Annotated in this window: 32 protein-coding genes; 1 reads left to right on the forward strand and 31 read right to left on the reverse strand. The window is 22.4% G+C overall.

Annotation, left to right across the window (positions count from 1 at the left end):
• Positions 1 to 1,698 carry a hypothetical protein gene (locus tag ACXUB0_RS00155; protein ID WP_458257343.1) on the reverse strand — a complete coding sequence of 566 codons (1,698 nt, stop codon included), beginning with the start codon at positions 1,696 to 1,698 and terminating at the stop codon, positions 1 to 3.
• 11 nt (positions 1,699 to 1,709) lie between these two features.
• A complete protein-coding gene (locus ACXUB0_RS00160) occupies positions 1,710 to 2,192 on the reverse strand; it encodes a hypothetical protein (protein ID WP_458257344.1) in 483 nt (160 codons plus the stop codon).
• Between the two features lie 106 nt (positions 2,193 to 2,298).
• On the opposite strand from ACXUB0_RS00160, the gene ACXUB0_RS00165 reads away from it, so the two are divergent.
• Positions 2,299 to 3,419, forward strand: a protein-coding gene (locus ACXUB0_RS00165) for an IS3 family transposase (protein WP_458257345.1) whose coding sequence is annotated in 2 segments (ribosomal slippage) — positions 2,299 to 2,575 and positions 2,575 to 3,419 — 1,122 coding nt in all. Because the reading frame shifts where the segments join, the coding sequence is not laid out codon by codon here.
• Between the two features lie 2 nt (positions 3,420 to 3,421).
• Here ACXUB0_RS00165 and ACXUB0_RS00170 read toward each other — a convergent pair.
• The 29 genes from ACXUB0_RS00170 to ACXUB0_RS00310 all read right to left on the reverse strand — a co-directional run bounded on the left by ACXUB0_RS00170 (position 3,422) and on the right by ACXUB0_RS00310 (position 16,280).
• Positions 3,422 to 4,111 carry a hypothetical protein gene (locus tag ACXUB0_RS00170; protein ID WP_458257346.1) on the reverse strand — a complete coding sequence of 230 codons (690 nt, stop codon included), beginning with the start codon at positions 4,109 to 4,111 and terminating at the stop codon, positions 3,422 to 3,424.
• Between the two features lie 18 nt (positions 4,112 to 4,129).
• The gene (locus ACXUB0_RS00175) at positions 4,130 to 4,501 is read right to left on the reverse strand and encodes a hypothetical protein (protein ID WP_458257347.1); all 372 of its coding nucleotides are present in this window, start codon (positions 4,499 to 4,501) and stop codon (positions 4,130 to 4,132) included.
• 16 nt (positions 4,502 to 4,517) lie between these two features.
• The gene (locus ACXUB0_RS00180) at positions 4,518 to 4,709 is read right to left on the reverse strand and encodes a hypothetical protein (protein WP_458257348.1); all 192 of its coding nucleotides are present in this window, start codon (positions 4,707 to 4,709) and stop codon (positions 4,518 to 4,520) included.
• Between the two features lie 34 nt (positions 4,710 to 4,743).
• A complete protein-coding gene (locus ACXUB0_RS00185) occupies positions 4,744 to 4,902 on the reverse strand; it encodes a hypothetical protein (protein ID WP_458257349.1) in 159 nt (52 codons plus the stop codon).
• A 15-nt stretch (positions 4,903 to 4,917) separates the two neighbouring features.
• The gene (locus ACXUB0_RS00190; RefSeq protein WP_458257350.1) at positions 4,918 to 5,691 is read right to left on the reverse strand and encodes a hypothetical protein; all 774 of its coding nucleotides are present in this window, start codon (positions 5,689 to 5,691) and stop codon (positions 4,918 to 4,920) included.
• The gene (locus ACXUB0_RS00195) at positions 5,660 to 5,932 is read right to left on the reverse strand and encodes a hypothetical protein (RefSeq protein ID WP_458257351.1); all 273 of its coding nucleotides are present in this window, start codon (positions 5,930 to 5,932) and stop codon (positions 5,660 to 5,662) included. The genes ACXUB0_RS00190 and ACXUB0_RS00195 overlap by 32 nt, the downstream gene beginning before the upstream one ends.
• Positions 5,925 to 6,092 carry a hypothetical protein gene (locus ACXUB0_RS00200; RefSeq protein ID WP_458257352.1) on the reverse strand — a complete coding sequence of 56 codons (168 nt, stop codon included), beginning with the start codon at positions 6,090 to 6,092 and terminating at the stop codon, positions 5,925 to 5,927. The genes ACXUB0_RS00195 and ACXUB0_RS00200 overlap by 8 nt, the downstream gene beginning before the upstream one ends.
• The gene (locus ACXUB0_RS00205; RefSeq protein WP_458257353.1) at positions 6,085 to 6,264 is read right to left on the reverse strand and encodes a hypothetical protein; all 180 of its coding nucleotides are present in this window, start codon (positions 6,262 to 6,264) and stop codon (positions 6,085 to 6,087) included. Before ACXUB0_RS00205 ends, ACXUB0_RS00200 begins: the two co-directional genes overlap by 8 nt.
• The gene (locus tag ACXUB0_RS00210; RefSeq protein WP_458257354.1) at positions 6,257 to 6,418 is read right to left on the reverse strand and encodes a hypothetical protein; all 162 of its coding nucleotides are present in this window, start codon (positions 6,416 to 6,418) and stop codon (positions 6,257 to 6,259) included. Before ACXUB0_RS00210 ends, ACXUB0_RS00205 begins: the two co-directional genes overlap by 8 nt.
• Before the next feature lie 208 nt (positions 6,419 to 6,626).
• Positions 6,627 to 6,830 carry a hypothetical protein gene (locus ACXUB0_RS00215; protein ID WP_458257355.1) on the reverse strand — a complete coding sequence of 68 codons (204 nt, stop codon included), beginning with the start codon at positions 6,828 to 6,830 and terminating at the stop codon, positions 6,627 to 6,629.
• Positions 6,823 to 6,972 carry a hypothetical protein gene (locus tag ACXUB0_RS00220; RefSeq protein ID WP_338987125.1) on the reverse strand — a complete coding sequence of 50 codons (150 nt, stop codon included), beginning with the start codon at positions 6,970 to 6,972 and terminating at the stop codon, positions 6,823 to 6,825. Before ACXUB0_RS00220 ends, ACXUB0_RS00215 begins: the two co-directional genes overlap by 8 nt.
• Positions 6,973 to 7,188: 216 nt before the next feature.
• On the reverse strand, positions 7,189 to 7,482 hold the full coding sequence (locus ACXUB0_RS00225; protein WP_458257356.1) for a hypothetical protein: 294 nt from the start codon (positions 7,480 to 7,482) through the stop codon (positions 7,189 to 7,191).
• A 12-nt stretch (positions 7,483 to 7,494) separates the two neighbouring features.
• Positions 7,495 to 8,370, reverse strand: coding sequence for a hypothetical protein (locus ACXUB0_RS00230; RefSeq protein ID WP_458257357.1), 876 nt, complete (start codon positions 8,368 to 8,370; stop codon positions 7,495 to 7,497).
• A gap of 239 nt (positions 8,371 to 8,609) precedes the next feature.
• Positions 8,610 to 9,023, reverse strand: a complete 414-nt coding sequence (locus ACXUB0_RS00235; RefSeq protein WP_458257358.1) for a hypothetical protein — start codon at positions 9,021 to 9,023, stop codon at positions 8,610 to 8,612.
• 17 nt (positions 9,024 to 9,040) lie between these two features.
• The gene (locus ACXUB0_RS00240; protein ID WP_458257359.1) at positions 9,041 to 9,226 is read right to left on the reverse strand and encodes a hypothetical protein; all 186 of its coding nucleotides are present in this window, start codon (positions 9,224 to 9,226) and stop codon (positions 9,041 to 9,043) included.
• A 1-nt stretch (position 9,227) separates the two neighbouring features.
• The gene (locus ACXUB0_RS00245; protein ID WP_174481134.1) at positions 9,228 to 9,416 is read right to left on the reverse strand and encodes a hypothetical protein; all 189 of its coding nucleotides are present in this window, start codon (positions 9,414 to 9,416) and stop codon (positions 9,228 to 9,230) included.
• Positions 9,417 to 9,450: 34 nt separating this feature from the next.
• Entirely contained in the window at positions 9,451 to 9,609 is a 159-nt protein-coding gene (locus ACXUB0_RS00250; RefSeq protein WP_458257360.1) for a hypothetical protein, read from the reverse strand.
• Positions 9,610 to 9,624: 15 nt separating this feature from the next.
• Positions 9,625 to 10,449: a hypothetical protein gene (locus ACXUB0_RS00255; protein ID WP_458257361.1), complete on the reverse strand. Its 825-nt coding sequence runs from the start codon at positions 10,447 to 10,449 to the stop codon at positions 9,625 to 9,627.
• A gap of 1 nt (position 10,450) precedes the next feature.
• Positions 10,451 to 10,696 (reverse strand): hypothetical protein, encoded by a 246-nt coding sequence (locus ACXUB0_RS00260; RefSeq protein WP_458257362.1) that lies wholly within the window; start codon positions 10,694 to 10,696, stop codon positions 10,451 to 10,453.
• Positions 10,696 to 10,851: a hypothetical protein gene (locus ACXUB0_RS00265; RefSeq protein ID WP_458257363.1), complete on the reverse strand. Its 156-nt coding sequence runs from the start codon at positions 10,849 to 10,851 to the stop codon at positions 10,696 to 10,698. The genes ACXUB0_RS00260 and ACXUB0_RS00265 overlap by 1 nt, the downstream gene beginning before the upstream one ends.
• 208 nt (positions 10,852 to 11,059) lie before the next feature.
• Complete coding sequence (locus tag ACXUB0_RS00270) at positions 11,060 to 11,374, reverse strand: hypothetical protein (protein ID WP_458257364.1); 315 nt, start codon at positions 11,372 to 11,374, stop codon at positions 11,060 to 11,062.
• Positions 11,367 to 11,597 carry a hypothetical protein gene (locus ACXUB0_RS00275; RefSeq protein WP_458257365.1) on the reverse strand — a complete coding sequence of 77 codons (231 nt, stop codon included), beginning with the start codon at positions 11,595 to 11,597 and terminating at the stop codon, positions 11,367 to 11,369. Before ACXUB0_RS00275 ends, ACXUB0_RS00270 begins: the two co-directional genes overlap by 8 nt.
• On the reverse strand, positions 11,597 to 11,758 hold the full coding sequence (locus ACXUB0_RS00280; protein WP_338975126.1) for a hypothetical protein: 162 nt from the start codon (positions 11,756 to 11,758) through the stop codon (positions 11,597 to 11,599). The genes ACXUB0_RS00275 and ACXUB0_RS00280 overlap by 1 nt, the downstream gene beginning before the upstream one ends.
• Before the next feature lie 4 nt (positions 11,759 to 11,762).
• On the reverse strand, positions 11,763 to 12,056 hold the full coding sequence (locus ACXUB0_RS00285) for a hypothetical protein (RefSeq protein ID WP_458257366.1): 294 nt from the start codon (positions 12,054 to 12,056) through the stop codon (positions 11,763 to 11,765).
• 2 nt (positions 12,057 to 12,058) lie between these two features.
• Entirely contained in the window at positions 12,059 to 12,523 is a 465-nt protein-coding gene (locus ACXUB0_RS00290; protein WP_458257367.1) for a hypothetical protein, read from the reverse strand.
• A gap of 8 nt (positions 12,524 to 12,531) precedes the next feature.
• On the reverse strand, positions 12,532 to 12,735 hold the full coding sequence (locus tag ACXUB0_RS00295) for a hypothetical protein (protein ID WP_400254810.1): 204 nt from the start codon (positions 12,733 to 12,735) through the stop codon (positions 12,532 to 12,534).
• Between the two features lie 164 nt (positions 12,736 to 12,899).
• Positions 12,900 to 13,094 carry a hypothetical protein gene (locus ACXUB0_RS00300; protein ID WP_458257368.1) on the reverse strand — a complete coding sequence of 65 codons (195 nt, stop codon included), beginning with the start codon at positions 13,092 to 13,094 and terminating at the stop codon, positions 12,900 to 12,902.
• 868 nt (positions 13,095 to 13,962) lie between these two features.
• Complete coding sequence (locus ACXUB0_RS00305; protein WP_458257369.1) at positions 13,963 to 14,526, reverse strand: hypothetical protein; 564 nt, start codon at positions 14,524 to 14,526, stop codon at positions 13,963 to 13,965.
• Between the two features lie 1,103 nt (positions 14,527 to 15,629).
• Positions 15,630 to 16,280, reverse strand: a complete 651-nt coding sequence (locus ACXUB0_RS00310; protein ID WP_458257370.1) for a hypothetical protein — start codon at positions 16,278 to 16,280, stop codon at positions 15,630 to 15,632.
• Positions 16,281 to 16,484 lie beyond the last annotated feature (204 nt).

Raw genomic sequence — 16,484 nt, forward strand, 5'->3', positions numbered from 1 at the left:
TTATCATTCCTTAAAAAATGCTTTTTTATAACGTTTAGTTTTTGATTTTGTTTTTCTATGGGATATATGCAAAATTTCTTTTTGTAATTTTTTCTTTCCTTTTTTTACAACTTGCTTATATGCAAATTTTTCTAAATGCCTTAATAATCCAGTTCCAAATATAGTATTTACTGAAAATTTTAAACCAACTCTTTTAAATGATTTATTAATATTTTCAATAGGGTTATTAATAATATTAACTACTTTATGATAAGTTCTTATTGTTCTAAATATTTGTCTATATACTTTAAAACTATCTTTAATTATTTGTTGAACTACTGGGGGTGCAAAAGCAATAGTTTTTAATCATTTATTTTGAGTAACCCCATAACCAATATATCAACCACTATATCATCTATATCAATGAAATGGATGTATTTGAGTAACAAAAGTTTCTACTTTTATAATACTGTCAATAACTACAATTGGTTTATATTTAGGATTACGATGATAAATAGTAATTGCACATTTGTCTAATGATAATGGTTGAATTTTACAAGCCATAAATACCGGTGAATTTAATGGAATTAATTGTGCATGTTTAATTGCTTTCTTTTCTGCGCTTGTAAATACATCAGTTGCTTTTTCTTTTAATTTATTAATTTTCTCGAATGCTTGTTTTTCTAATTTTTCAAACTTTTCTTGCAATTTATATATACTTTCACGTATTTTTTCAAAATATGGTGTTTCTTTTCAAAATTTATTTAAACCTTTTTTAAAATAAAATTTAATATCAAAATATTTAAAAGTTTTATTAACTTTTAAAACAAGTTTATGAATAGTACTATTTTTAAAATTAAATTTAATAGCATTAGCACGAATTTTTTGTAAATCTAAAATTAAAGATTTTCCATATCTATTTTCTGCATGTATTGTATGAACTAAATTTAATCAATCATGTTGATTCATTTTTAATACTTCTTTTAAATCAGTATTATATTTTTTTAAAAAGTTATTGGCTTTATCAATATCTTTAATTTTAAATTTTGGAGTTAACTGTGGACTTAACTTTATTAATTCATTTTGTAATAATAAATAATCTTTTAATTCTTGTGTTTCTAACTTTGCAAAATTATTTTTATATTGTCTTTCAGCAACAAATACTAAATTTTGTATTATTGTTTCGCGATTTGGAACATGGTTGTAATTAAATAAATAACGTTTATTACCAATAATTTTATCTGTTAAAAATTGTTTTTCACTTACTTGACTAATGATTTCTTGTAAATTTTTTGCTTTTTTAATACCAATTTGTTCTAATGTTTTAGTTTTTTCTGCTAAACTAATAAATTTACTTGTACGATAACCACGACTAATTCTATTAAGTCCAGCAAATGCTGGTAATATATTAAAAAAAGTATTTAATGGTGTTACATTTCCTTTTAAATAATCATAAACTTGATTTATAGTAAAATCAGTTAAAAATTCTACACCAACAGCACTAATAATAGCAACTAAATCACTTGCACCTAATCCAAGTGCAAAACTTTCACTTAATCCACCAGTAAAAGGAGCAAGTGCTACTGCAATTACTTGTACACCAATCATTTCTAAAATTTCTCATCAAAAACTTTTATGTTCTTGTTGTTGACTTGTTCTAGTATGTTTTGGTTTATTTATGTTTAAAAGTATTGCTGTACTAGTTGTACCAATTGGCATAATAATTATCCTTATTTAATAGTTATTTTAATTGGATTTGTTGAACTTTGATAATATGCATCATTAATATCAGCAGTAATTATTACATATAAATCTCCTGCTTTTTGTTTTTCATTAGTTATGTCAGTTGTAGCTTGTTGTTCACCAAAATACTTAATTTTTGGATTTGTTAGATTAGGATTTAAAGTTTTAATTTCATTAGTATTTAAAATTTTTTTATCTAAAAATTGATTATTTTTAGTAGTATCAGCAGTAATATTAGTTGTTAAAGTTGTTACTTTACTACTTAAATCAGTTTTATTAATAATTCCACATAACATTCAACGTGATGTTTCTTCTTTTTTAGAAATATAAGGTATTGATTGACCTAATACTTCACCACCAACTTTATATGCTCTACCAAGTTTGCCATCGGCAATTTCTTGTACATATACTATTGTTTGTTGCAACATGTATCTTTTCATTGCTCTTGGTGTTGCTAAAACAAATGGCATAATTTGTTTTTTCTTTGTACTATCAGTGAATGGATGGGTTACACTTTATTGGACACTAATTACGTAGACAAGTGAACAAATTAGTGAAAAGAAAGGAAGTATAATTATGGCCAATATTAACTCATATTCAGATGAATTTAAAAAACAAATAGTAGCTTTATATCAAAGCGGTAAGTCAGTGTCTTGTCTTGCTAAAGAGTACAATGTTACAAGAGCAGCTACTTATAATTGAATTAAGCAATTTACTAATTCAGGTAGTTTTAAAACTAAAGATAATCGTTCTGTTGAAGAAAATGAATTAATTAAATTAAGAAAAGAATTAAAACAATTAAGAATGGAAAATGATATTTTAAAGCAAGCAGCACTAATAATAGGCAGAAAGTAGAAATTATTGCTAAAAATAAAGTTAAATATAAAATTCGCACAATGTGTCGTTTTTTGAAAATATCTAAATCAACATATTATTTTAACTTAAAGAAAAAAGAAAATAAAATCAAAAATAATATGTATGATGAAGCTGTTATTAGTGCTTTTAAAGAAAATAAAGAAGTTTATGGTACTAGAAGATTAAAAAAAATTTTAGAAAACCAAGAAATTTATTTATCACGCAGAAAAATTAAAGAAATTATGAATAAGCATAATTTAATATCAAAATACACTAAATTATCATTCAAAAATCATCATAATAAAGTCAATAATAGTCAAATAACCAATCTTGTTAATAGAAACTTTAATAATAGGGTTAAAAATGAAGTTATTGTTAGTGATTTAACTTACGTTCAAGTTAATGGTAAATGAAACTATATTTGCCTATTAATAGACCTATTTAACCGCGAAATTATTGGACATAGTGTTGGAGTTAAAAAAGATTCATTACTAGTATATCAAGCATTTATGCAATCAAATCGCTGTTTAAAAGATATCCAAATATTTCATAGTGATCGAGGTAATGAATTTAACAATAAAATTATTAATAATCTTTTATTAGCATTCAATATTACTCGATCTTTAAGCAAAAAAGGTTGTCCTTATGATAATGCTGTTGCTGAAGCAACTTTTAAAACTTTCAAAACTGAATTTATTAATGATAAAAATTTTACATCATTAATCCAATTAAAATTAGAATTATTTGATTATATCAATTGATACAACAACATAAGAATCCACAGCACTTTAAACTACTTAACTCCTATCAAATATCAAGAACAAGTGTCTACCAAAAAATAGTCCTAAAAAGTGTTGCCATTCCAGAAAGTCATATAATCATCCATTACAATTTGACATAAAACACCTTTTATATATAAATCATTTCCATTTAATCTTAATTGTTGAGAAATTTGATTATCAGTAATTAAGCCTTTATTATTTGCTAAGTAAACAATAGTATCATAAAGATTATTATTAATAAAGAAACGACAATTTGCACTATTTCTTAATTGAAATAAAGTATTTCAAGCAGTTAACATTGCTTGTATATGTCCAATTGGTGATATGTCATTAATTACTATTTTGGTTGCATTTTCACTAATTACTTGTGTATCATCAGTTGCTAGTTTATCTGCTAAATCATTAGCCACTTCATATTGCATACTTTCTAATAAATTTTGTCCATTTTCAGCATTTAAATCAACAGCTGCGATAGTTTCACCAGCAACATATAATTTTTCTATTATTTTGGAAATAGTATCAGTTTGTGCATAAGTAACATCTACTCTTTGACTTTTATCATTTCAAGCAATTACTTTAATTGATGGGTCTTTTGGAACTTTAATAATAAATTCAATTTTTGTAGAATTTACTATTTCAATAGGAAAAAAGTTTGTTCATGGACTATTTGATTGTTTAAAAAACTCAATAAATTCCGGTGCTTCTACTAATTTTTGTGTATTATCTAAATTTTTTTGAATATTAATTGCCATTTTTTATATTCCTTTCCGTTATAAGTTATTTTTCTTTTTATAATCCAATAAAGTACTTTTTATTGAACTTGGTTGATTTGTTAATATTGTTTCTTGTTTACCACCCGTATTAATTGTTTCCTTAAATACTGGTTGTTCTTTAATCATTTTTTTAATAGTTTCTTCAATTTTTGAATTTTCTAAATTATTAGTTTTAAATTTTAAAAAATCATAAAATTCAGTTTTAACTTGATATTTTTTAAATATATTAATCATTTCTTTTTCTTTAATTTCTTGATTAAGTTGATTTAACTTATTTTCTAATTCAACAATTTTAGTTTCTTGTTGTAAATTATTATCTTCAGTTAAAGGTTCCGTATTTTGTTCAATATTAGTTTCATTTTCTAACATTTAAATCACACCTTTATTATTTATTTTCTTTACCATTAATTTTTTTATTAAGTTTTGCTAATTTTTTTTGATGTTTCATTACTTTATTATTTCTTCTAATATGTTTTGGAGTTGTAATAAATCTTTTAAATCAAACAATTAATTCTCTGCAAATTAATGTTCCTACACTTGTTCCAATAATAATTAATTCATGTAAAAATTCTTTCATTTTCAATTCTTTCCTTTCAATTATTTATTTTTAATTATTCATCAAATTGACCACTATTAATTCTTTCAATCATTGACTGTGAATTACTTATAATAATTACCAATAAAGATATTTCTTTATTTAATTGTTCCATTCTTTCTTTATATGTTTGAATTTCATTGTTATAATATTCAATCATTTTTTCTTTATTCATTAGTTATCATCTCCTTTATAAACTATCATATGTAGTTGGTCTTTCATATAAAACATCACTACTTCCACTATGATTACTAATAACATCACTATTAATTAATCTTCTTGTTTCATTTGTAAATGATGTTTCTTGCATTTCTTGATTATGATTTGTAGTTTCCATAGGTAATAAATTATGAATAATTTCACTTGCACCAGCAACTATTGTTGGCACTGCATAAGCATTATTAAAATCATTATTAATACCCATTGCTACACCACTACTAATCAAACATCCACCAGTTGCCATATTACATATCTTTCTTATTACTTCAAATCTATTAGGTATTAATTCGCTTAATCCACCAATTAGATTTGATATACCATAAGTATTTAAACTAATATATGTATCTCAATCCATTAATTGTTGTTTATTATCATTAGTTAATAATAATGGTCATGGTGGTGTTTCTGTGGTAGTAGTTGTTAATCAAGGTGCTGGTTCAGGATTAGGATTAATTTTTGTAAATTTAGCATAATTAACTAAACCAATAGTTCCTAAACCTAATAATATTTTTTTACTTGAATTTAATATTTTCTTTTTAGTACTTGGCATTTGATTTAAATTTCATATATCAATTCCTAATTTTTTAGAAAATAATAAAGCATTAATGCTACCTAATATTGGATATTTTAAATACTGTCCATAGTAAGAACTTGTACCAATCATTGCTGATAATGGACTTATTCCAGTTCTTATTAATTTCAATAAAGTATAATTATTTGATTGTACATTGGTGTCATTTGGCATTTTCATTTACTCCTTCTTTTGGTTTAATAAATATTTCTACTCAACCTGTATAATGAATGTTGTCACCAACTAAAATAGCAGTATTTGCATGTGGTTGAGAAACAACTAAATATTCAGCAATAACATTAGGATATTTTCATAAAATAATTGCTTTTATATCATTACTATCTGTTAAATCTTTGGGATTTGGTGAAAATATTTCTATTTTATCTTGACCAAATAAATCTGTTAATTTAGTCATTATCAAAATCTCCATTTATAATAGCTTCATATCACTTTTCTAATTCATAAAGTCTATTAAAAAGTTTATTTATTTCAAATTTACTTTTTGAGTCTTCTATTTTTTCAGTAATAAAATCTATTCTTTTTTTCATATTTTCAATTATTTTTTCTTTATTCATTATCAAAGTCTCCATTTTCAATTTTTTCTTTTATAGTATTAATTGCTAATAATATCCCGTAATGTGTATATTTATCTTGTTCATTTTTAAATTCCATAAAATGATAACCATAATCAGTTTCCATATTTTTATAATATTTATTTAAATATTTAATTAATTTTTCTTTATTCATTATCAAAATCTCCATTTTCTATTTTTTCTTGTAATTTCATTATTAATTTCATTTTCCAATTACTAATATTAATTTTAATTTCATCACTAATATCATCTTTAAGTAATTCCATAAATTCATTGTCAAGATAATTAATTATTTTTTCTTTATTCATAATTTAACCTTTCTTTTCTAACTCTTTTATTTTGTTTTTGCTTACATAAGTTATTACATTTATGGGCATAAACTCTACCATAACCACATTTATTATTCTTTTTAATTTTTATTATCATTAGTTTTAAATGTTTCTTCTTTTTCATCTCAATATAATTTGGTATTTGTTTCTATTCACTTCTCAAAAGAATTTAATTTTAATTTATTCATTATCAAATGTCTCCATTTTCTAAATCTTTAATTAACTCAAAAGCATCAATATATAGTATTCCATCATCACCTTTATCTAATTCATCTTGTATTTGTTCTTTAAGAAAAATAATTAATTTTTCTTTATATTCATTAATTGTTCTTTTTTGTATATCTTTATGTATTTCCAGTGAACATATAATACTATCAAAGGGTTTATTCATTATTATCAACTCAACTTTCATTTAATCATAAAAATATTTCATGTAAAACTAATATTGAATCTGCTTTATCTTTATACTTAAACATTAAATCTGTTATATATTTACGTAATACACTTTTATTAACTCTATTTTCTTTTTTCATTATCTAATACCCTTTCTATGTTCTCTTACATGTTCAATATTTTCTTCATCACCAATCATTATTTCTCCACAAAAAACACATTTATACTTTGTTCAATATCCCATTATTTATTCTCCTTATTTTTATTTAAATTCATAATTAATATTTCTAAACAATTCATACATCAATAATTAGTTAATCAAATTCTTTTATTACAATATTTACATTTATTCATTTTTACTCTTTTCATTTTTTAAATCATTTAACGTTAATTGAACAAAATGCACGATTTTTAGGAATATTTAAAGTATTAAAGATTTCACCAGTTACTATAATTTCATCTTTTTTGTTTAATAAAATACATCGATTATAAAGTTTTGGGTTGTTAAAAATTAAAGTAACATAGTTTAATCCATTTCATTGACCACGAACACTATAATATAATCCTTTATTACCTTTTTCGTAATATTTTGTTTCAATAGTGTTACTAAGTTTTACTGTTAATTTGACATAATTGGCTTTCTCTTTCATTTTTATAATTCCTTAAATAATATTGAATGTGCTTATATGTATGGCTTGACCTGTAACTTCTCCACCAACTAAATGCATTCTTCCAACTTTACCATCTGCCACTTCTTGAACATAAATAATTGTATCTTGCAACATATATCTTTTCATTGCTTTTGGTGTTGCTAAAACAAATGACATAATTTCATCATCATTTTTATCATTTTTAAAAGTCATATAGTCATCCATTACAATTTGACATAAAACACCTTTAATATATAAATCATTACCATTTAATCTTAATTGTTGTGCAATTTCATTATCAGTAATTAAACCTTTATTATCTGCCAAATAAACTATACTATCATAAAGAGAATTAGTAATAAAGAATCTACAATTTGCAATATTTCTATATTGAAATAATGTATTTCATGCCCCCAACATTGCTTCTACATATTTAATTGCTTGTGCTTTTGGTTCTGTTGATTTTTCAATCATAAATTTAATTGCATATTTTGCAATTACATTAGTATTGTTATTAGCTAAATAATCTGCTAAATCATTAGCAACTTCATATTGCATACTTTGTAATAAATTTTGACCATTTTCTGCTAATAAATCTTTTGCTGCAATTGTTTCGCCAGCAACGGCTTCTTCTGTAATTTCTTTAATAATTTTATCTGTATCAGCATATCCAACATCTATTCTTTTACTTTTATCATTTCATTGAAGAACTTTAACTTTTGGGTCTTTTGGTTTTTTAACTATAAATTCAATTCTTGTTGAATTAACCATTTCGATAGGAAAAAAACTTGCCCACGGACTATTTGATTGTTTAAAAAATTCTATAAATTCTGGTGCTTCTACTAATTTTTCGGTATTATCTAAATTTTGTTTGAATGGTACTGCCATTTTTTATTTTCCTTCCTTAGAACCTGTTTAGGATCTTTTTTAACTTATTTTTGATTAAATTAATATCATAAATGTTATTTTATAGTTGAAAAATAAATTTTTAATCGATAAGTTGTCAAATGATAAAATCTTTTTAACAAAAAAATGACAAAGAAAATAAAATGTTAATTAACTGTCAGGTTAGAAATAATTATTCCCTTTTTTAGTTTAATTATGTTTAAAAGATTCCAAACAGGTTCTTATAATTTATTTTTATTTTTATAATCCAATAATGTACTTTTTATTGAATTTGGTTGATTTGTTATTATTGTTTGTGGTTTGCCACCTGTATTAATTGTTTCTTTAAATACTGGTTGTTCTTTAATCATTTTTTTAATAGTTTCTTCAATTTTTGAATTTTCTATATTACTTGTTTTAAATTTTAAATAATCATAAAATTCAGTTTTAACTTGATATTTTTTAAATATATTAATAATTTCTTTTTCTTTAATTTCTTGATTAAGTTTATTTAACTTATTTTCTGCTTCATTAACTTTATTTTCTATTTCTTGTGAAGAAGCATTATTTTCAGTTAAAGGTTCAGTTGTTTGTTGAACATTATTTTCAGTTAAAGGTTCAGTTGTTTGTTGAACATTATTTTCATTTTCTAACATTTAACATTCTCCTAATCTTATCCCAATAATCAATCTTTAACTAATTGTGGCATTTCACTTATTATTTTTTTATAATCATTAACAGCATTTTCTAATATATCAATATCAGAAAATTTAAAACAATTTCCTATATCTAAATCAAAATCTCTATCAATTTTGATATTATTTTTTCTATATTTTTCATTAAATTCAATTTTTGTCATATTATTTTTCTCCTTTATTAATTTTTTCGTTTAATTTTGCTAATTTTTTTTGATGTTTTATAATTTTGTTATTTGCTCTAACATGTTTTGGAGTTGTAATAAATCTTTTTAATAAAACAATAATTTCTCTGCAAATTAATGTTCCAACACTTGTTCCAATAATTATTAATTCATGTAAAAATTCTTTCATCTCAATATTTTCCTTTCAATTATTTATTTTTTAATTATTCATCAAATTGACCACCATTAATTCTTTCAATCATTGATTGTGAATTACTTATAATTTTTACTAATACAGATATTTCTTTATTTAATTGTTCCATTCTTTCTTTATATGATTGTATTTCTTGATTATAATATTCAATTATTTTTTCTTTATTCATTGCTTTTCACCCCCTTTATAAACTCATGTGATTGTAATCTCAATTTAATGAAGCATTATCAGTATTTAATGGTACTTCGCTCATATTATCACTACCGTATTGACTGGTTGTTTCACTATTAATTGAAAATCTATTATCATTAATTAATCTTGTAGTTTCATTATTAAATGTTGTTTCTTGCATTTCTTCAACATGATGATTTGTTTCCATAGGTAATAAATTATGAATAATTTCAGATGCCCCAGCAATAATGGTAGGTACTGCATAAGCATTATTAAAATTATTATTTATACCCATAGCAACACCAGTACTAATCAAACATCCACCAGTTGCCATATTACAAATTTTTCTTATTGTTTCAAATTTATTAGGTATTAACTCAGTTAATCCACTAATAAGATTTGAAATACCATAAGCATTTAAACTAATATATGTATCTCAATCCATTAATGACTGATTATCTTGTTTATCTAATAATAATCATGGTGGACCCTCAGTTGTAGTTGTAGTAGTTATTGGAGTTGGTGTTGTTGGAATAATAGGATTAATATTATTTTCTGTTCATTTACTATAATTTGCTAAACCGATTGTTCCTAAACCTAGTAATATTTTTTTAGAACTATTAATTAATTTTGTTTTAGTATTTGGTCTTTGATTTAAATTTCAAATATCTAAACCTAATTTTTTACCAAATAATAAACTATTAATTGAACCTAATACTGGATTTGAAATTACTTGACCATAATAAGCACTTGTACCAATCATTGCACAAATAGGACTTATTCCAGTTCTAATTAATTTGGTTAAAGTATAATTTGATTGTGTATTTTCGTTTGGCATTTTATTCTCCTTTAATTTCTAATTTTTTAACTGTTACTTTAATTCAACCTTGATAAACATCATTATCACCAACTATTAATGCAACATTACTTTCGGGGTCAGAAACAATTATGTGTTTTGATTTAATATTTGGATATTGTCTTAAAATAATTGCTCTAATATCATTACTTGTATGAATTGCTTTGGGAAATGGTGATAATATTTCAATTTCATCTTTATTTTCAAACAAAGTAGGTAATATTATCATTAGTCAAATTCTCCATTTTCTATTTTTTCTTGTAATTTCATTATTAATTTCATTTTCCAATTACTAATATTAATTTTAATTTCATCACTAATATCATCTTTAAGTAATTCCATAAATTCATTGTCAAGATAATTAATTATTTTTTCTTTATTCATAATTTAACCTTTCTTTTCTAACTCTTTTATTTTGTTTTTGCTTACATAAGTTATTACATTTATGGGCATAAACTCTACCATAACCACATTTATTATTCTTTTTAATTTTTATTATCATTAGTTTTAAATGTTTCTTCTTTTTCATCTCAATATAATTTGGTATTTGTTTCTATTCACTTCTCAAAAGAATTTAATTTTAATTTATTCATTATCAAATGTCTCCATTTTCTAAATCTTTAATTAACTCAAAAGCATCAATATATGGTATTCCATCATCACCTTTATCTAATTCATCTTGTATTTGTTCTTTAAGAAAATTAATTAATTTTTCTTTATATTCATTAATATATTTTTGAGCAATTTTTCTTCTTATATTTTCAACTTTAATCATATGTTCTTCACAAAAATATCTTACTTGTACATTATCTTTATCTAATTTTGTTGGTAAATTAGTACAATTAGTTATATGTTTACCAACTTCATTAACTTCACTAAAACAACATGGTATATTTTCTTTATTCATTATTTACTTTCCTTTCTATATTTTTTTCTTGATGTATTAATAAATTTATTAAAATTATTTGTTTATCAATGTCACCTAATTTTTTTAAAAGATATTCATATCTTTTTTTAAAATCTTCACTATCAATATCTCTATCTTTATAAATTAAATTTTTCAGTTTTTTTATTTTATATAAGGTTTTTGGGGAATATATTTCTCCATCCATACAAAGAAAACATTTCATTATTTTATTTCCTTATTTTCAATTTGATTAGCAATTTCATTTAATATTTTCAATACTTTATATTCATTTTTTAATTCTTTAATAATAAATATTAAAATTATTATTAGTGTTATACTTGTTATTAATATTGGTACTATTAATAAAATTTTTCATAATATCATTTTTTTACTCTTTTCATTTTTTAAATCATTTAACATTAATTGAACAAAATGCACGATTTTTAGGAATATTTAAAGTATTAAAAATTTGACCAGTTACTAAAATTTCATCATTTTTGTTTAATAAAATACATCGTTTATAAAATTTTGGGTTATTAAAAATTAAAGTAACATAGTTTAATCCATTTCATTGACCTCTAACACTATAATATAATTCTTTATTACCTTTTTCGTAATATTTTGCTTCAATAGTATTACTTAGTTTTACTGTTAATTTGACATAATTTGCTTTTTCTTTCATGTTTATAATTTCCTTAAATAATTATCAAAAATTAATATTTTTTTATGATTTTTTAAATAATATTGAATATGCTTATAAGCATCTTGTTCATGTTTTGTTAATTTTATATTTCCTTTATAATTTGTTATTTTATTTTTATTTTTTGGTTGGTTTTCTAGATAATCTCAATTCATAACATCTTGTACTAATACCATTAATGCACCAATAATTTTAGGGGTTGCTAATGGATTAGTTAATAATTGTTTTGAATTTAAAAAGAAATTTTCTACAATAACTAATATTTTTTTATCAATAAATTTTTCTTTAATTAATTGAAATTTTTCTTTATACATATTTTTAGTTCATAAAACAGTTAATGTATTAAATGTTTCATTAAAAATAATATTATTAGTTTCATGTGAATATATAACAATTCCATTATTACCAATTCCAGCGGGGTCAATTCCGATAATTAAGTCATATTGCATTAATTAAGTTAACCTTTAATAACTGTTTTAATAATTTCTAAATCACAATTACATCAACAATATTTACATTCTTCAATAAATTCTTTATGACCACAAACTAAATTATCTTTTTTTAAATCATCAATCAGTTTAATTAGTCCTATTTTAAATTCAATATCATCACTGTCTGGTATGCAAATCGTTCCTCTTTTAGTTAAATATTCTTTATCCATATTTATACCTCCTACTTAACCTAATATTTAAAATACAGTCATAACAAATCGCTTTACTATTTTTATCTCTTAAAAAATATTTTCTTGTTTTTATATCATTAGTATTAAAGAATAAATAATCAAATTTATGTTGTTTACATGTTCAACAAAAATACTTTTTCATTTTATTTATCTACATTTTCTTGTTTTTTATCAATAACATAATCAATTGTTATATTTTTATAATTATTTAAGTGAGTTTTACATAATCCTAATTTTGTATCTTTTTTAATTGAACAAACATATATTTCTTGTTTACTATTATTATTTTTACAACCATAAATATCACAAAATCATATTCAATCATGTTCATTAATCATTATTGAATTACCTTACTTTCATTATTAATATGTTCTGTTGCTTCTAGCATAAAGAACATAACTACTATTTGTTTTATTCATTCCAGAAGTTCTGGGCTCAAAAATAAATTGTGAAATTTTAAAAAACATTGAGGCATTCGATTCAATATTTATTTAATTTGTGTTTAGCAAATTAATATTTTAATTGAACCGGCACCGCTCAATTTTTTTTACAAGTTTGAAATTTATTTTCTCGCCCAAAAATTTTTTCAAAAAAAATAAAAAATAAAACCAACACTTGCTCACTGGGGAGTGGCAAGGTTGGTTAAATAAAGAATAGAATTAATACAATAGGTCCCTACAACAGGTCTATATATACTAGTTTCCAATTCGCTCCCACCCCAAGAATTACCATTACTGGTTAGTATATTTTATTAGGTATCACTCCACTTATTATTTATCCATGCAAGTCCACATGCTCTAACTGCTATTTTTAACAACTGTGTTGTAGTTCACTTTTTTAGTTCCCTAACACGTGTTGATAATAGCGTTAAAGAGGGTTATTAATTATTAACTTTCTCCTACTTGGTCACTGCGTGTAGTAGATATTTAAAGAGTGTTAATAATAAAAATTTTAAAATTTTACAATTACAAAAAAAGACAAGATTATTTCTTGTCTTTTTCCTTTGAGAATAATTTTTATTTTATCTTATAAAATCTATATTTTTTAAAATACGTCGAATATAAATTTAAATTTAAGGGTAAAAGAAAATTTAATTTGTCTATCATCATTTTTAAATGGTAATTTTGGAAATAAGTTACTAATATGATAATAAATTATTTCGTAACTTTGACAACCGTCCTTTTTATTATTTTAAAAAACATAATATTATTCCTGCAATTCTTGTAATTTTCATAAATTACCACCACTAATATTCATGTCTTCTCATTTAAAAACATCAAGATTTTCATGTCTTGAACATAATAATTGTAATCTTCCACCATCTTTTATATAAGTACTATATACTGTTACGGTTTGTGGAATACCAGAACCTAACGAATAAACAAATTCAGTAAATGTATAAATATCTGGTAATATTATTTTTTGTTGTCTTGGATTTAAATTAAATCATATACGATATAATTTATTTTCTTTACAATCATATCTAATTTCTTGATTTTTTATACCAGTAGTACTAATATTAAAGGCTACATCTTTTCATTGTGGAATACTTGGTGTTGGTGTATTTTTTAATTCAATATCAAAAGTATTTTCTGCTAATTCTTTAATATTTAAAGTTTTTGAATTAATTTTTAAAGGTTTAGTTATATCTATTTTTTCACTTTTTGTAATATTTAATGTATTTGAAGTAATTTCATAAGTATTTTCTGTAATTTCTTCTTCTAATTTTAACAATTGACCAACTTTTTTTGAAATTGGAATTGTATTCATAAATATAGAATTTATATTTAATTGTAAAAATGTATTTGAATTATCACTATATAAAAAATTTTCTAAAACTTGATTATTATTCCCATTATGTATAAATTCTTTACATATTCATGAAAAATTATTTATGTTACTATCAGTTAATTCAAAATTATAATAAATACGATATCTTTTATTTTTAATAAAATTATAATTAATAGTTTTATTATCTTGTTTAATACCAACTTCTTTTCATTTACCAATTTTTAAATCTTTTATTTTTTTAATTAATTCATTAATAGCACCAGCAATAGTTTTATCACTAGTTTCTAAATTAGCAATTTCAGTACCAAAAGTATTGAGAACAAAAGCATATTGAAATTGTGTTTTATCTATTTTATCTTCTAATTCTTTATCTACTTCTTCTTTTTTATAATAATCAGTTAAATCTGGGATATTTTTATTTAATGTTCTTAAATTAACATCATCTTGTGGTTGTGTAGGGTCTGCTATATAAACAATTCTAGTATTATTTGAAGTAATAATTCTTTTTTCTTTAGGTTGAATAATATTAGGCGAATTAGGGTCTATTAATCATAATGATTCACCACTACCGCCAGTAGCACTAATAGTATTATTTTTTTCATCAATCTTAATATTTTCACCAGCAATTAATTTATCTTGTTTTTTATCTAAGAACCTGTTTGGAATCTTTTAAACATAATTAAACTAAAAAAGGGAATAATTATTTCTAACCTGACAGTTAATTAACATTTTATTTTCTTTGTCATTTTTTTGTTAAAAAGATTTTATCATTTGACAACTTATCCATTAAAAATTTATTTTTCAACTATAAAATAACATTTATGATATTAATTTAATCAAAAATAAGTTAAAAAAGATCCTAAACAGGTTCTAAGAACCTGTTTGGAATCTTTTAAACATAATTAAACTAAAAAAGGGAATAATTATTTCTAACCTGACAGTTAATTAACATTTTATTTTCTTTGTCATTTTTTTGTTAAAAAGATTTTATCATTTGACAACTTATTGATTAAAAATTTATTTTTCAACTATAAAATAACATTTATGATATTAATTTAATCAAAAATAAGTTAAAAAAGATCCTAAACAGGTTCTAATAAATTATTAGTTTCTTGTTTTGTATAATAATCACGTTCAGTATCTTCTTCTGCTATAAATTCAGTTGGTGTATCTATTCCTTGATATTGATATATTTCTTCTATACTACCAATTAAATTAATTTTTCCACGTTCAGGATAAGAATTACCGCCACCACTAAATTCTTTCTTTTTATTGTTATAGTAAATCGTTCCGGTATTTAAAATTCTTTTATTTTGGATTTGTTCACTATACGTCATGGAATCAACATTTAGCAATTCAAATTCATTAAAAACATTATTTAAATAAATTTTAATTACTTTATAAAATTTCATAAAGTTATTTTCTGTTGAATATTGATAACTGATTTTAATAAAATATCATTTAAATATTTCTATATTATTATTTTCAACTTTTTTTCATAAAGGACTAGTTTCAATATTAAATCAATTATTTTTAACATCATTAATATTTTCATTTGCTTTAATTAATTCAGTATTTAATTTGGTAATTTCATTTTCATTAGTAGTAATTCGTTTTTGTTGTTTAGCAGAAAAATCACAAGTTGGTGCATGCGTATAATCACCAATTTGTGGATTATTTTGTAATGCTTCGGGTGGTAATGTACCAATTTCATCAGGTCAATCTAAAATCATTGTTTCAGTTTCTTTATCATAATCAGTTGCAACATAACCTTTATTAACAAATTTACTAAGAACCTGTTTGGAATCTTTTAAACATAATTAAACTAAAAAAGGGAATAATTATTTCTAACCTGACAGTTAATTAACATTTTATTTTCTTTGTCATTTTTTTGTTAAAAAGATTTTATCATTTGACAACTTATCGATTAAAAATTT

The organism is Spiroplasma endosymbiont of Dactylopius coccus, assembly GCF_977110965.1.